Raw genomic sequence first — 14,619 nt, 5'->3', positions numbered from 1 at the left:
CTTTGGGATAGCAATAAATGACCGCAGAACTTGGCGCAACTTATAATTTGACCGATCTTATAAGTTATAAAGACCTCCAAATCGGCAACCCTGAATCTAATGTGGGCATTTGCACCCTCTGGACTCAGCGTCATCTGATAGCCCAAAAACTGGATACTGCGGATTATTTCATCTGCGCCAACCTTTACAGCTTTGCGGGTATCAACCTGATGGCGCGTAATATCTTCATGTTTCCCCAAATACGCTACCTTATACTTTGTGGCGCTGACCAATCCTCTACCGGGGAAGCGTTGGCAAGCTTTTTTGCCAAAGGGCTTGGCGCGAACCATACTATTCCCGGCACACAGGCTAAACTGGATGAAGGTATTCCCCTCGAAGCGTGGGAGGAATTGCGCCAACAGGTGCAACTCATTGACTTGCGTCCGGCTAAAGGCTATCCTAAAAACCCCGAAGCAATTGCCGAGCAAATCAAGCTAGAACTGGCTAAGTTGGCTACGCTTCCTCCTTTTGCCGAACCTCGCACTTTCCCCGAACTTGCCCCAGAAGGCGGCAAGGCGCTACCCAGCGAACGCACCGGATTTCGGGTACAGGGCGAAACTGTTGCCGAAACATGGCTGGAAGTAATGCAATTGGTGATGCGCTTCGGGCAAATCAAGCCTACTGAGTATTCTCAGCAACAGCGCGAGATTTACAATACGGTAGCGGTAATCACCGATGAAAACCCTGATGACATCGTTTGGGCTGATTACTTGCCTTTTAGTCGCGCCGAACTAGAAAATTACTATCCCAAAATCCTGAGCGCGGAGAAAGAACCCGGAATAGCCTATACCTATGGAGAACGGCTGCGTTCATTCGGTGAGGAAGGTCACGACCAAATTGCGCGGATGAAAGAGCGTTTGCGCGAGGCGCACCATACCCGCCGCGCCGTGGCGGTGACGTGGGATGTCGAACAGGATAGCGTGGGTGATAACCCGCCCTGTTTGCTGGAAGTTTCGGCAGGGGTACAGGATGGCGCACTTTATATGACCGCCCGTTTCCGTAGTCACGATATTTACACCGCGTGGGCACAAAATACCTATGCCTTGCGCAAACTGCAAAAGGAAATCGCGGACGACACGGGCTTGAGGCTTGGTGCGCTTACCATCATTTCACACTCGGCACATATTTATGCCGATAAGTGGAAATTCGCGCTCGATACCATCGACTCTTTCAAGAAACGCCGCTTAGATTGGCGTAGCGACCCGCGTGGTTATTTTATCATCGAGCTTGAACGCGAACGGAGTTTGATTAAGGTGCAGCATAGCACCATCGAAGGTAATACACCCTATTATTTTGAGGGGAAAACTGCCCGTCAGCTTTGCCTATTGATTGCCCACGAAAAATTGGCTTCGCTGGAAGAGCATTACAGCTATTTGGGGCGCGAGTTGCAGAAAGCGGAAATTGCGCTAAAGCTGGGTTTGAACTACACTCAGGATAAGGAGTTGGAGTTCAATTGAATTATCGTATCAGAGTAGCCGGAGTCATGCTTGATGCGGCGAACAGGCTTTTGCTGGTACACGAGCATACTCCCGATAGCCACGAAGAATTCTGGACATTACCGGGCGGTGGGCAAGAATCACAGGACAAATCGGTTTTTGAGGCGTTGCGCCGAGAATTTCGAGAAGAAACAGGGCTTGAAGTAGAAACCGAAGGTCGGCTTTTATATTTCAGAGAATTTATTGAACCAAGCCGCCATCGCCACCATCTTGAGTTAGCTTTTCTAATCAGCCGCTTTACGGGTGAACTGAGCGCCACCACTATTGCAGATGTTACCGACCCGCAACAATTGGAAAGGCACACCCGTTGGTTCCATGCCCACGAATTAGTAAACCTCCCGGTCTATCCCACCTATTTGAAAGATCGCTTTTGGGATGATATTTCCTCCGACTCGCTAGAAACCCGCTATCTGGGCGTAGAAATCGAGCAAGAGCACCTTCCCTGAAATTCCTTCAGCCTCTTCCTTTAAAAGGATTGATAAAAACCTCGAATCGCTATAAAATTGACCTAACTTTAAAAACACTACAAGGTTTCTAATACTGGCAGCTATCCTATGAACGATCAATTTGACACTCTTATAAGTTCTTTGCACGACTATGACCCTGAAAAGCGCCGACAAGCCGCCTCTGCCCTTGGACGGATGCGGGATGAGCGCGCCGTTTCGTATCTCATCGAGTTGCTGAAAGATAGTGTACCGAATGTGCGCTTTACTGCGGCGGCGGCGCTCGGTCAGATTGGTGACCCGCTGGCAGTAAGTTATCTGGTGAAATTGCTGACTAGCGTGGATAAGCATGATACTGCTCCACGCCGGGTTGTGGTGTGGGCGTTGGGGCAGATTGCGGATGTGCATGCTTCATCCGCACTTCTGGCGGTCTTGCATGACCCGGCAGATGGGGCTTATTACGATGCAGCTATTGCATTGGGGCGTATGGGAGATAGGCGCGCCATTGCGCCGCTAAAGATGGCTCGAACCCACATTGACTCTGGAATCAGGGAAGAGGCTGCCCGGTTATTGCAGACTCTTAAAGATTGAATATCCCGTTATTTCGCGGCTTCCTCATCCGAGACAAACTCTGTGCCGTTCATATCGGTTTCAGGCTGACGGGCGATACCGATAGGCGCCCATTCTTGGTGTGAAGAAAGCGCCAGCATGGTCTCGCCGCGCCCGATGCCGGGGATAGATTGGATTTTGAAGATCAGGATGTGCTGCAAATGTTCGGTGCTTCGCGCACGCAACTTAACCAGCATATCGATTTGCCCGGTAACAGTGTGCAGTTCTTCCACTTCGGGTATTTGCTTTAACGCCTCGATTACTTCTACCGCTTTTTGCGATTGCGAAGTTTGTAACCCTACAAAAGCAATTATCGGGTAGCCAAGCCTTCGGTAATCCAGTCGAGCATGAAAACCTTTGATGACACCTTGCTCAATCAGCCGATTTAGTCGTTCCGAGATGGTGGTGCGAGAAGTGCCAAGCTGCCGCGATAATTCCAGCAAGCTAATCCGACTATCCTTTTCGAGGGCACGTGCAATGGCAGTATCTAACTGGTCAAGCGGTGGTTGCCCTGCCGATTCGATTCCGGCATCTTCGCGTGCGCCTACTCTCCAGCTTTCGGGCATACGCCCCCATTTTAATTCATTTTGATATTTTTCCTTACCGTTAAAATTATCAGCCATTACCATTCCCCCTACAAAACTTCTAACGCTACTATTCGCTTATTAACTATGCAACAAAATAGGCTCAAGTGGCGACGCTTTGCATAGAATTTATCTATAACACTTGTCAGATTGTCGGAAAGTTGCTTGACATACAAGCATTAATGTATTATTCATATAATACAACATTTTCTGGAGATTTACTTAACAAGTTTATCGCCCAATCTCATGACAAGGTGGTCTTGAGAGAATCAAGGAGTAGTGTAAATGGGCAGAAATTTTTCCACTGAAACCCTCCGTCAACTCAATTTCGGAAAGGGGCAGGTGCTTAAGGGCGACATGGCAGTGGTGGTGCTAAAGGCGCTACTTGAAAGCGGTGTTAGTTACCTCGGCGGTTACCCCGGTGCGCCCACCTCTTCCCTCTATGATGCAATTTCAGACAGTTATCAGGAATTTCTAAAACCTCTCGGCGTATACGTTGAAGGCTCGATAAATGAGGCAGCGGCAGCAGCTTTATTGCAGGCTTCGGTCAATAACCCCGTGCGCGGTGCCGTAAACTGGAAGGTGGTCGGCAACAACGTAGGTGCAGACGCGCTGGCGCATATTTCGCAACCCGGCTTAATCGGGGGCGCAATGGTGTTCGTAGGCGAAGATTATGGTTTGAACAGCACTAGCGTTGCCGAAAAGACCTTACCCTATGCTCACAAATCGGGTCTTTTATGTATTGATCCCCGTGCCGATTCTCAGCTTATGGCAGATATGGTGAAAAAGGGCTTCGAGTTGAGCGAAGTGAGCGGCACAATCGCAATGTATCTTTTCCGCACTCGCACTGGAAACATGAAAGGTTCGCTGGTTTGTGAAGATAATGCCACTCCGCAGTTCAATATGAACCACAAGGCAACCCGCTGGGAAGATAAACTGACCAAAATCCCCTTACCTCCTTATAGTCAGGTGCAGGAAAGACGCAAATTTGAAGAGCGCATGCCTGCCGCCCGTCGCTATATCCGCGAGAATAAGCTGAACGACTTTTTCCCCGGCAAAAATGAACGCATCGGTTTTATTACACAGGGCATGCTTTATAACACCTTGCTGCGGACGCTTACGGTTTTGGGCGAAGCCGATAATACCGGGCAGTGCAATTTCCCAATCTATAACCTGAATGTGATACACCCGCTGGTTCCCGAAGAAATCGTGGAGTTTTTGCGCGATAAAGAAAAGGTATTGATAGTAGAAGAGGGCATGCCGGATAGCCTTGAAACTCAAATCAGGGCGATTGCCCAGAGCCATCGCTTGCACGACTTGCAGATATTCGGCAAAGGCGTATTGCCCGAAGCGGGGGAATATTCCCCGACAGTTCTTTTGAATAGTGTAACTGCATGGCTTTCTAAAGAAGTGTATCCAGGTGGCGCTACGTATTTCTCCGGTATTGCTGCGGAACTGGCACAGCACTTGCATGATGCGGCGAATGTATTTGAAGATAGCTTGCCTTTACGCTTGCCCCACTTTTGTACTGGCTGCCCAGAGCGTCCCATCTTTTCTGCTCTCAAATTGACCGAGAAGAAGCACGGCTTACCGCATTATGCCGGAGACATCGGCTGTTACATTATGGGTATGTACGCGCCTTTTGAAATGACCGATACCTGTACCGGAATGGGCACAGGGCTTGCCAGCGCCGGAGCAATGGCGCGAATGACCGAGCAGAAAACAGTCGGATTTCTGGGAGATGGCACTTTCTGGCACAGCGGGCTAACCACCAGCATTGCCAACGCCACTTTTAACAGTCAAGATGCCACAATGGTTATTTTTGAAAACGGCTGGACTTCTATGACCGGACAGCAGGAAAACCCCGGCACCGAAGAAAATGCCCGTCACGAAAAGTTTAAAGCAATGGACATTGAAATGGCGTTGCATGCGGCAGGGGTTAAAAATGTGGTGGAGGTAAACCCCTACAAAGTGGGCGAAGTGGTAAAAGTGCTGGACAAGGCTTTCTCCAGCGAAGAATCGGAGTTAAAGGTCATTCGCTCGGTGGGCGAATGTATGCTAGAGCGACAACGCCACGAAAAGGTGGAAAAGAAAGAGCGGTTGGATGAGGGCAAGCGGGTTGAGCAATCGCGTTTTGGGATAGATGACGCGGTTTGTACCGGCGACCATAGCTGTATTCGCGTGAACGGCTGCCCTTCACTGACCATAAAGGATAATCCCAACCCCTTGCGCGCTGACCCTATCGCTACTATCAGCAATACATGTGTCGGTTGCGGTTTGTGTGGAGAAGTAGCACACGCCGCCGTGTTATGTCCTTCCTTCTATGAGGCGAAAGTGGTCACTAATCCTTCTCGGCTGGAACGGCTCAAACAGAAAGTCAATCAGAAATTGATAAAGCTGGTTTTTGGAGCAGAAGTATAAAGCTCATAAGGAAGGATAAATAAGATGCTTCAGGATGTAACCCAAATAGAGCGTTTAAGGTATAAACCCACCATCCAGATTACCACGATTCTGGTGGGGGCTATCGGTGGGCAGGGCGGCAATGTGTTGGTAGAATGGCTATTTCTTGCCGCCGATTTGAGCGGTTTTCGCGCTCAGTCGGTTTCGCTGCCGGGTCTTTCCCAACGTGGCGGGGCTACCAGCTATTACATGGAAATCGCCTCGTTGCCGGAGAATAACAAGATAGAGAATCCTATTGCCGAATTGGAGAAAGCAGTATTCGGGCAACACCCTTTCCCCGGCATGGTGGATGTGCTGCTTGGTCAGGAATTGCTGGAACTGGGGCGGTTGGTGCAACAGGGTTATGCCAGCAAGCGCACGACCGTAGTTGCCAATAGCCAGCGTTTTTATACTACCAGCGAGAAAATGCCCGCTTTTGATGGGCGCTATCCCACCGAAAAAATAGTTGAAGCGGTAGCGCAAATGTCGGGAGCATATTCGATAATTGATGTTCCGCAAATCGCCCGGCAGCATGGCTTGGGCGACCTCTCCTCTAACGCCCTTATGTTAGGGGCACTATCGGTTTTGCCCGGTGTGCTGCCAATCCCGGTAGAGGCATATCGCAACGCCATCCAACAATTCGGACTGGCGGTGGAGATGAACCTGAAAGCCTTTGAGGTTGGGCGTAGCTATCAAATCGAAGAATTACAACGTGAGGCTAACGCTACCCAAGCCAAACCGGAACCGGCACAAGACCCTTTGCCTCGTTCGCTAGCCGCGCTTCCCAAACCGCTCTTTAATGCTAATGGCGCGGCGGATAGCGGTGAACCTGTTCCTGCCAAACCGCGCCGCACTATCAACTTGATCCCTGTCGCTCATTCTTCGGGCAACCGGGCTGAAAAGAAAGATGTAGCGGCACTAATAGAACGGCACAGCAACGAGTTGCCGCTAAAATGGAAAGCTGATTTTCGCGCTTTGACAGCGGAGATTCAGGCGCAATTCCCTGAAAAACTGCACTGGGCGTTGATTGAAGCGGCTTACCAGTGCGCTGATTACCAGAATTTAGCTTACGCTCGTCGCTATCTGAAAGAAGTAGCGCGAGTTTTTAAGCTGGATAGTGAAACTCACGCATGGAAACTTACCGAAGCCTACGCACGTGTACTGTCTATGCGTACTACTTATGAGGATGCAGTGCGGGTGGCAAGCCTTAAAATTCAGCATGGTCGCTTTAGCCGCATCCGGCAGGAGATGAAGGTCGCGGATGGGCAAGTGCTGGTGTTGACTGATTACCTGAAACCGGATGCACCTGAAATTTATGGGATATTTCCAAACGCATTGGTCAGCCCAATGCTATTGTTAGGTAAGCTCACCGGGATTGGGACTTGGGCTGAAAAGAAATATTTCACCTTGCAATTACACCCACAGCCCAACACTTTTAGCGGTTACCTAACGTTTGCTTTCCTGACTTGGTTCAAGCCTCTGCGTCCGGTTTCGCATCGCGCTAACCGCGAGTGGAAACAAATAGGCAATTTCACGCGCGATGTAGAGAAATTTGCCTTGCTGGATTATGAACTAGCAATGTTGGTGGTGGAAAGCGGCAGGCTAGTAAAAGGCTATGGCGATACTCGCCGCAAGATGTTTGAAGCGCACGACCGCTTTGTTATAAAGGTGTTAGAGGTTTCAATCAAGGTAGAATCTAAATGCAAAACCGGGAATGAGGAATCAGCTTATCCGCTCACTCTTGCGTTGGGAAAACGCGCCTTACGTTTGGTGGCGCAGGACGACCGGGGCAGCGGTTGGGCGGAGCAATTGGCTGATTGGGCGTTGGGCGAGTTTAAGAATAACACGCCTATCCCTGAGATAATTAAGGGTCTCGAACCAAAAGCCAAAACACTTTCCACTAAAGCTTAACTAATCGGAAGGGATGCAACAAACGCATCCCTTTTTAATTGGTGACCTGTTTCAGGAAGTCGATAGTCTGGTTTAGCATGTCCAGTTGGGCGGGGTCTCGTTTGCTGGTATCCAGATAATGCTCAATGTCTTTATAAATCAAGAGCTTATGCTGCACATTAAGCTTTTCCATAATTTGCGCTAGAATTTCAGTCTGGATCACCGGAACGATGGTATCTTTGCTGGTATGTACTACCAGCAAGGGTGGCAACGAACCCTGTTGCAGGTGATAGACCGGGCTGAAAAGCATGTATATTTCCGGGCGCAAATCAGGTCGTCCAAAGGCAATCAACAGGCTTTCCAAATCCTGAATACCGGGATCAATATAAAGTGCGCCTCTGTCCCAATCGTAGTGGTAGCGGTATAAATCAGCCAGCCCCCCGTATTTGATTGCCCCTTTTACGGCTGCTTTCTCAGCGGGAGCGCTATTTTCAATCTCGCGCAATAGCAAGTAGGTATAGACGGTGGAAACGCTACCCCCGGTTATGACCACTCTTTGCGGGTCGCCTTTTGTCGAGAACTGTCCCGCTTTGGCGTAATTGTAGATTTGCAACATATCGTTCACATCACCGCGTAGGTTCAAACCGCGTTCGGGATGCTCACCGAATAGCTCAGGTTGGTAGGCAATTACCACAAAGCCTTGCGCTGCCAGTGGTATTGAAACTCCTTCCCAAGCATTTGCCGCACCGGGATATACGATTAACAGAATAGGAAACGGCCCTGCCCCTTTATCGGGCATCGGCTCATACACTATCCCGCTTTTGGTCAGCCCGTTATTCTCAAAGCTGAAAATGCGTCTTAACGCTGGACTTGGCACAGGGTTATCACGGTAAGTTTCGGTGGAATCCTCTAGCTTAAGCGAGTTACCGGGTTGTATTCGATACTCCTCGCGCGGTTGCATTACAAAATCCACGTTGGAAGTGATGGCGTTCCAGCGCACGGTAGCCACCATCCGCCAGTGTCCGAAAGGGCTATTGGAAGTGGAAACCGCGTCAAGATACCCTGCCCGCGCTACCATCGGCAAATAGTTGCCAGCCTGAACACCGGGCAAATTGTAGCGTCCATCTGCGCCACTGGCGGTAGTAAAGGTAAAGCCTGCCGCATCGGTCAGTACCACGTTCGCGCCCTCGATTGGTTTGCCCTGTAAATCGGTAATTAACCCGGTCAATGCTCCTGTTGGTTTCGGGTCAATCTTAAGACCGCGCTGTTCTGGGAAACGGTCTTCCCCGAAAGCCCACCACCAGCCCTTTTGGGCGTAACGTTCCAGCGTATTGCGCAGTAAAACCGCTTCGAGTTGCTCAGATACGGCTATAAAGGCAATTGCAAGGCTGAAGATTATCAGGATTATTCCGCCAAACTGTATCAGCCCTTGCCTTATCAATGCCAACCTTTTGTTTGTGCTATGTCTCAACTTGAAATAGCTTGTCAGTCCCAACCCAATCAGTAAGGCTATTCCGCAAAATATAGCAATCTCGCTCTGCCCGAAGAAAAAACCTAATCCGAATCCACTGCTGCTACAGGCAAGCGACCAACGCCAGAATGAGCTTGCCACCCAACGCGCTTTTGGCAACAGGCTTAAGCTAATTGCGGTACTGCCTAAAAAGAGCGATAACCAGAAAAGACTGAATAAAAGGTTTTCCCACTGAATAACTGTGGTAGGCGGCGGGGGGAAGGCTGCTTGTGCCTCGGTATTAATCGCTACCCATATTGCGCCCACTCCGCAAAAAATTGCTAGGTCGAGATAAACGCTTTTTCGAAGTAAAACCGCGCGTGTAGTTGCCAATAACAACAGCACCAATAGCGCACCCAATCCCCCGAATTTACCGAGCGCGGGGCTGACTATATCCGCGAATCCAAAAGGCAAGAATGCGCCCAGACTAAAAGCTGTGGCGAGACTCAGAAACAGGCATAGCCAGCCCAGAATATGCAAGCCCTTTTTAGGTGAGGGATAATTGCGTAACAAAGGATGCGGCACAAAACAGGCAACAGCCGTCAGCGACAATGCCAGTGCGTACCATTGCGCTGCTCCGATGAACAAGTGCCACAGCAATAGCCATAAAGAAAATGCTACTACTGCTACTAATATCGCCACCAGCAGTGACCCTTGCGACTTTAATGGATTAGCACCTGTGGGGGTATCGGTTTTGGCGGCTGTTTCTTTCATCATATACCTTACTATGACAAAGCGACTTATATAAAATAGCGAGTTAATTTTATCGCATGCTGACTAAAAAAGCCCGGACATCCGGGCTTCATTATAATTAAGTTGGCTTTTGGCGTTATGCTTCTTCGATTTCGCAATGGGCGACTAGCTTGCCATCTGCTGTTTCTTGCCAGCGAAAAGCGTTATTCAAGCCATTTGAAGGTCCATTAGTCCAACTGAAATCAGCCATTCTCGCTAGGCTATTTTCTTGTGCTTTGGTTTCAGCTTTGGTACGCCCAGTTCCAAAGGTGTGCAAAGCATTCAATAGTAAGCCCATTCTGAAATTTTTACTTGAAATAGCTGCCATTTTCTTTACCCCCTGTTTTATATTTGCGGGGAAGTTGAAGTCATTCCCCTAAAAATGCAATTATTGTTTTTGGTAACTACTATTATAGCTCCGTTATATTTTGATTAAAGTTAGCTACATCACAGATTAGTGGTGGGAAGAATCACTCAAGTAGGTTTAGATTAGGTAGAAAAGAAAAAGAGCCGGGTATGAACCGACTCCTTCTGAAAAATTTCTAAAAGCTTGGCTTATTGATGCTCGCTCTGATACTTCGCCTTTTCTTGGTCGCGTAACTCAATTCGCCGGATTTTGCCGCTGATGGTCTTGGGCAATTCCTTGACGAATTCAATTTCGCGGGGATACTTGTAAGGCGCGGTGAGATGCTTTACAAAATCCTGAATTTCGGTGACAAGTTCGGGTGTACCCTCGATTCCCGGTTTGAGAATGACGAAGGCTTTGACGATTTCGCCACGGGTCGGTTCCGGTTTAGCTACCACTGCCGATTCCATTACTGCCGGATGCTCTACCAACGCGCTTTCCACCTCAAATGGTCCAATGCGATACCCTGCGCTGAGAATTACATCATCGGCACGCCCCACGAACCACAGGTAGCCATCCTCATCGCGGTATGCTCTGTCACCCGTGAGATACCAATCGCCTCGAATGGAAGCATTGGTAGCCTCTGGGTTATTCCAGTATTCTTGGAAAAGACCCACCGGGCGATTTGGTTTGATGCGAACGCCGATATCGCCTTCTTTATTGGGAAGGGCAGGGTTTCCATCGTCATCCAACACATCTACCACATAACCGGGAGCGGGCTTGCCCATCGAACCGACTTTGACCTCCATACCGGGGAAATTACCTACCAGCAGACAAGTTTCGGTTTGACCGTAGCCATCGCGAATGGTATGTCCGGTAATATTCTTCCAGATTTCAATTACTTCCGGGTTGAGTGGTTCGCCTGCGCCTACGCAACTGCGTAGATGGCGAGTATCAAACCCGCTAATATCGTCTGCAACTAGCATGCGGTAGGCGGTAGGCGGAGCGCAAAAGCTCGTAACGGCATATTTGCTCAATAAATCCATTGTCAGTTTGGCAGAATATTTCCCTTTGGTATTATGAACAAACATACCTGCCCCGCAAATCAACGGACCAAAAAAGCTACTCCATGCGGCTTTTGCCCAACCAGTATCTGAAAGGTTCCAATGGAGGTCGTTTGGCTTTAAATCCAACCAGAACGTGCCGGTACCGTAGTGTCCAATCGGATAACTGCTATGGGTATGCAAAACCATTTTAGGATATCCGGTTGTGCCACTGGTAAAATAGAGTAACATCGGGTCGGAAGAACTAGTTTGTACTTTTACTTCAGGGCTGACGGTGATAGCTGCTTTGTCAACCAAATCAGCAAAGTTTAGCCAACCTTCTCGTTGCCCACCGACAATTATTCGGAAATCGATACCGGGGCAATCTGGCAAACTCTCTTCAAATTTCGGCGCATTCTCCACATCGGTGATAATGGCGCGCGCTCTTGAGGATTGCAAACGGTAAGTAATGTCTTTGGGGGTAAGTTGGGTAGTTCCGGGTAAAGCTATTATCCCACTCTTTATCATGCCGAGCAGGCTTTCCCACCATTCCGGTACTCTGGGCATAACAATCATAACCCGGTCGCCTTTACGCATTCCGAGGCTATGTAAAGCATTTACTACCTGATTTGAACGGTCGCGGAAATAGGCATAACTCAAAGTGCGCTCGCTGCCGTCTTCATCGACCCACAGCATTGCGCGGTGATTTGGGTCTTCACCCCACTTATCAACCGTATCGTACCCGAAATTATAAAATTCAGGCACTTCAAGCTTAAAATCACGGTATGTTGTCTCGTAGTCGCCGATATTTGCGGTATCCGCGTTGATACTCATCTCTTTCTCCTTCGAGTTGTTTTGACGTTTACCTGCCCGTACAACATTACTAGCTAAAACATGGAGATTACTGCTATGTATTTTAACCCTTAGCAAAATGTTCGGCAAATTCATACGCACAGATTGACACCCGGCAAATCAAGGGCTATGCTTGAAATGCCTTGCGCAACCACTATAAAAATATAGCGCAATTGTTAAATTTGAAAGGATTACATTTTGAGCGACCAACCTGTGAAATCGGTATCACGAACCAAAGCGGATAAGGACAATATAACCAAAGGACCGATGCGAGATCGTCCCCTTCTTTTTCTCGACCTAGAAACTACCGGCTTGATTCCCGGCGTTCAGGAAATTCTAGAAATAGGGGCAGTGCTGGTTTCACAACCGGACTTCACCAGATTACAAACCTTTGAATGTAAGGTTAAGCCGGTACATTTTGAAACTGCCTCGCCCGAAGCCCTAAAAATCTGTGGCTATGACCCGGTTAAGTGGGAGAACGCCATTGATTTGAAAGAAGCGCTAACCCAACTTTCCGAGATTGGTCGCGGTGCGGTTCTGATGGGTTTTAACGTTACTTTCGATTGGGCTTTTCTTCAGATTGGCTTTAACACGGTAGAATTGCCTGACCCTTTCTATTACCACCGTGTTGACGTAATGTCCGCTGCCTATGCCCGATACTATTCTAACCCTAAATTTAACCGTTTTAGTTTGAGCGAATGCTGCCGCTATTTCGGCGTATCCAATCGCGCCGCGCATACCGCTTTATCCGATGCCGAAGCCACTTATGATGTTTTCGTGGCAATGATGCGGGATGGCATGCTATAATTTCCTTAATAGTAGTAATTGTTTGTCAGTTAGGTTGAAAGGGCTATTATGTCAACTCCGTTAATTCTGGTAATTGATGATGAAACAAATATAGCCGATTTAGCCAAAATGTACCTCACCAAAGAGGGCTTTGAGGTAATTACCGCTGAGGATGGCGACGAGGGTTTGCAGCTATTTCGCAGCCGTAACCCCACCTTGATTGTTTTGGACTTGATGTTGCCGGGAGTAGATGGTTGGGAAATCACACGCCAGATTCGCAAAGATAGCAATGTCCCTATTATCATGTTGACCGCCCGAAGCGAGGATGTTGATCGCATCGTGGGTCTTGAACTCGGCGCAGACGACTACCTGACCAAGCCTTTTAACCCGCGTGAATTGGTAGCGCGGGTCAAAGCGGTTTTGCGCCGCTATACTGCTATGCCTGCTGTTGAGGATAACCACTCTGATAAAAATCGGATAATAGTAGGTGACATAGTGATTGATTTGCGCCAACATACCGTTGAAATTGCCGGGCGCAATGTTGAACTGCGCGCCAAAGAATTTGAACTACTAACTACCTTCGCGCAAAGTCCTAACAGCGTATTTGACCGCGAGAAATTATTAAATCAAGTGTGGGGCTACGAATATTACGGTGATAGTCGCACCATTGATGTACATATCACTCATTTGCGTGAAAAACTCGAAGGCAGTCAAGTTAAAATCCAGACGGTGTGGGGAGTCGGTTACAAACTGGTGGTACAGTAAACGCGCCTAATCAACCTCAAGCGGCAATTGCAATTGGCGCGTGGCATTTACTTCTATAAAGTTGCTAACTCGCACCCCTAACAGGCGTAAAGGTGTACCCCGTTTCCAAGTATGCTTCATCAAGCGGGCGGCGCTGGCGGAAATGGTGGTGGCGTTATCGGTAGGGGATAGCAGAGTTTCGGCGCGTGTCACCGTGCGCCAATCTGCAAAGCGCAACTTGATGCCGGTGGTACGCGCCAATAAGCCCCGCTTTTTCAATTGGTTTTCCAACCCTGCCGCCATCTCTTGTATATGTTTCCAGAGGCGACGCGAATCGGTGACATCTACAAAATAGGTGCGCTCGTAAGAGAATGATTTCGCCTCACGGCTGGTTTCGATTGAGCGGTCATCATGCCCCGCTGCGTGCTTATGCAATTCCAAACCGAGATTTGGTCCAAAATCTTCCTGCAATTGCTCCAAGTCGGCTTCTGCTAGATCGCCGATAGTCTGGATTCCTTTGGAATTCAGGCGCGCTGCCGTTTTTGGTCCAATCCCGTAGAGTTTGCCTACCGGTAGGGGGCGGAGAAATTCTGACTCTTTACCCGGCTCTACCATTGTCAAGCCCCCCGGTTTCTTGAAACCGCTTGCCATTTTAGCTACCAGTTTGTTGGTGGCAATTCCAACCGACGCGCTCAAGCCGGTGGTTGTTATAAGCTGCTCTTGCAAATTTTGCGCTAAAGCAGCCGGATCGGGTTGCCCGCTTAGGTCAAGATACGCTTCGTCAATACTGACTTGTTCCAGCGCATTAACCTGCCCTTCGAGTAACTGCATAACCCGGCGCGAAAACTCTTTATATAAGTCGTGCCGCACCTGTAGATAAATTCCGTCCGGGCAAAGTCGCCGCGCTTGTGTTACGGGCATTGCGCTATGCACCCCGAATTGTCGCGCGGCATAAGAGGCGGTTGCTACTACCCCCCGATTGGTGGTATCTTCGCCCATAATAACCATGATGGGTAAGCCTTTGATTTCGGGGTTCATAATCTCTTCGACGGTGGCATAGAAAGCATCAAGGTCAAGATGGGCGATACAACGTGTCCAGTCCATAC

General features: G+C 49.0%; 12 protein-coding genes. 7 read left to right on the top strand and 5 right to left on the bottom strand.

The genetic code is table 11. The features are described from left to right. Positions 1-17: 17 nt before the first annotated feature. From OZ401_RS11730 to OZ401_RS11720, 3 genes are all read left to right on the top strand, one after another. Positions 18-1,496: a thymidylate synthase gene (locus OZ401_RS11730; RefSeq protein WP_341468426.1), complete on the top strand. Its 1,479-nt coding sequence runs from the start codon at positions 18-20 to the stop codon at positions 1,494-1,496. Then, a complete protein-coding gene (locus tag OZ401_RS11725; protein WP_341468425.1) occupies positions 1,493-1,981 on the top strand; it encodes an NUDIX domain-containing protein in 489 nt (162 codons plus the stop codon). The genes OZ401_RS11730 and OZ401_RS11725 overlap by 4 nt, the downstream gene beginning before the upstream one ends. 108 nt (positions 1,982-2,089) lie before the next feature. Next, entirely contained in the window at positions 2,090-2,569 is a 480-nt protein-coding gene (locus tag OZ401_RS11720) for a HEAT repeat domain-containing protein (protein WP_341468424.1), read from the top strand. A gap of 8 nt (positions 2,570-2,577) precedes the next feature. On the opposite strand, the gene OZ401_RS11715 is transcribed toward OZ401_RS11720, so the two are convergent. After that, the gene (locus OZ401_RS11715) at positions 2,578-3,210 is read right to left on the bottom strand and encodes an Lrp/AsnC family transcriptional regulator (RefSeq protein ID WP_341468423.1); all 633 of its coding nucleotides are present in this window, start codon (positions 3,208-3,210) and stop codon (positions 2,578-2,580) included. Between the two features lie 246 nt (positions 3,211-3,456). Between OZ401_RS11715 and OZ401_RS11710 the strand changes: the two genes are divergently transcribed. Continuing rightward, entirely contained in the window at positions 3,457-5,592 is a 2,136-nt protein-coding gene (locus OZ401_RS11710; RefSeq protein ID WP_341468422.1) for a thiamine pyrophosphate-dependent enzyme, read from the top strand. 24 nt (positions 5,593-5,616) lie between these two features. Beyond that, positions 5,617-7,521, top strand: coding sequence for an indolepyruvate oxidoreductase subunit beta family protein (locus tag OZ401_RS11705; protein WP_341468421.1), 1,905 nt, complete (start codon positions 5,617-5,619; stop codon positions 7,519-7,521). Positions 7,522-7,555: 34 nt separating this feature from the next. Here OZ401_RS11705 and OZ401_RS11700 read toward each other — a convergent pair whose 3' ends face one another. The 3 genes from OZ401_RS11700 to OZ401_RS11690 all read right to left on the bottom strand — a co-directional run bounded on the left by OZ401_RS11700 (position 7,556) and on the right by OZ401_RS11690 (position 11,965). Next, positions 7,556-9,727, bottom strand: a complete 2,172-nt coding sequence (locus OZ401_RS11700; RefSeq protein WP_341468420.1) for a carboxypeptidase regulatory-like domain-containing protein — start codon at positions 9,725-9,727, stop codon at positions 7,556-7,558. A 112-nt stretch (positions 9,728-9,839) separates the two neighbouring features. Beyond that, positions 9,840-10,070 carry a hypothetical protein gene (locus OZ401_RS11695; RefSeq protein ID WP_341468419.1) on the bottom strand — a complete coding sequence of 77 codons (231 nt, stop codon included), beginning with the start codon at positions 10,068-10,070 and terminating at the stop codon, positions 9,840-9,842. Between the two features lie 227 nt (positions 10,071-10,297). After that, positions 10,298-11,965, bottom strand: coding sequence for an AMP-binding protein (locus OZ401_RS11690; RefSeq protein ID WP_341468418.1), 1,668 nt, complete (start codon positions 11,963-11,965; stop codon positions 10,298-10,300). Positions 11,966-12,181: 216 nt separating this feature from the next. Between OZ401_RS11690 and OZ401_RS11685 the strand changes: the two genes are divergently transcribed. Beyond that, positions 12,182-12,790, top strand: a complete 609-nt coding sequence (locus OZ401_RS11685) for a 3'-5' exonuclease (RefSeq protein WP_341468417.1) — start codon at positions 12,182-12,184, stop codon at positions 12,788-12,790. A gap of 48 nt (positions 12,791-12,838) precedes the next feature. Further along, a complete protein-coding gene (locus tag OZ401_RS11680) occupies positions 12,839-13,534 on the top strand; it encodes a response regulator transcription factor (RefSeq protein ID WP_341468416.1) in 696 nt (231 codons plus the stop codon). Positions 13,535-13,540: 6 nt separating this feature from the next. Here the strand turns inward: OZ401_RS11680 and dinB are convergent, their stop codons facing one another. Further along, the gene (dinB, locus tag OZ401_RS11675; RefSeq protein ID WP_341468415.1) at positions 13,541-14,617 is read right to left on the bottom strand and encodes a DNA polymerase IV; all 1,077 of its coding nucleotides are present in this window, start codon (positions 14,615-14,617) and stop codon (positions 13,541-13,543) included. Positions 14,618-14,619: the final 2 nt, after the last annotated feature.

Source organism: Candidatus Chlorohelix allophototropha, assembly GCF_030389965.1.
Taxonomy (GTDB): domain Bacteria; phylum Chloroflexota; class Chloroflexia; order Chloroheliales; family Chloroheliaceae; genus Chlorohelix; species Chlorohelix allophototropha.
The sequence above is the reverse complement of the archived record's forward strand: the minus strand, read 5'-3'. Positions and strand labels throughout refer to the sequence as shown.

Coding starts and splice junctions, on each gene's coding strand:
- OZ401_RS11730 (WP_341468426.1), top strand. CDS start 18: ATGACCGCAGAACTTGGCGCAACTTATAATTTGACCGATCTTATAAGT.
- OZ401_RS11720 (WP_341468424.1), top strand. CDS start 2,090: ATGAACGATCAATTTGACACTCTTATAAGTTCTTTGCACGACTATGAC.
- OZ401_RS11715 (WP_341468423.1), bottom strand. CDS start 3,210: ATGGCTGATAATTTTAACGGTAAGGAAAAATATCAAAATGAATTAAAA.
- OZ401_RS11710 (WP_341468422.1), top strand. CDS start 3,457: ATGGGCAGAAATTTTTCCACTGAAACCCTCCGTCAACTCAATTTCGGA.
- OZ401_RS11705 (WP_341468421.1), top strand. CDS start 5,617: ATGCTTCAGGATGTAACCCAAATAGAGCGTTTAAGGTATAAACCCACC.
- OZ401_RS11700 (WP_341468420.1), bottom strand. CDS start 9,727: ATGATGAAAGAAACAGCCGCCAAAACCGATACCCCCACAGGTGCTAAT.
- OZ401_RS11695 (WP_341468419.1), bottom strand. CDS start 10,070: ATGGCAGCTATTTCAAGTAAAAATTTCAGAATGGGCTTACTATTGAAT.
- OZ401_RS11690 (WP_341468418.1), bottom strand. CDS start 11,965: ATGAGTATCAACGCGGATACCGCAAATATCGGCGACTACGAGACAACA.
- OZ401_RS11680 (WP_341468416.1), top strand. CDS start 12,839: ATGTCAACTCCGTTAATTCTGGTAATTGATGATGAAACAAATATAGCC.
- dinB (WP_341468415.1), bottom strand. CDS start 14,617: ATGGACTGGACACGTTGTATCGCCCATCTTGACCTTGATGCTTTCTAT.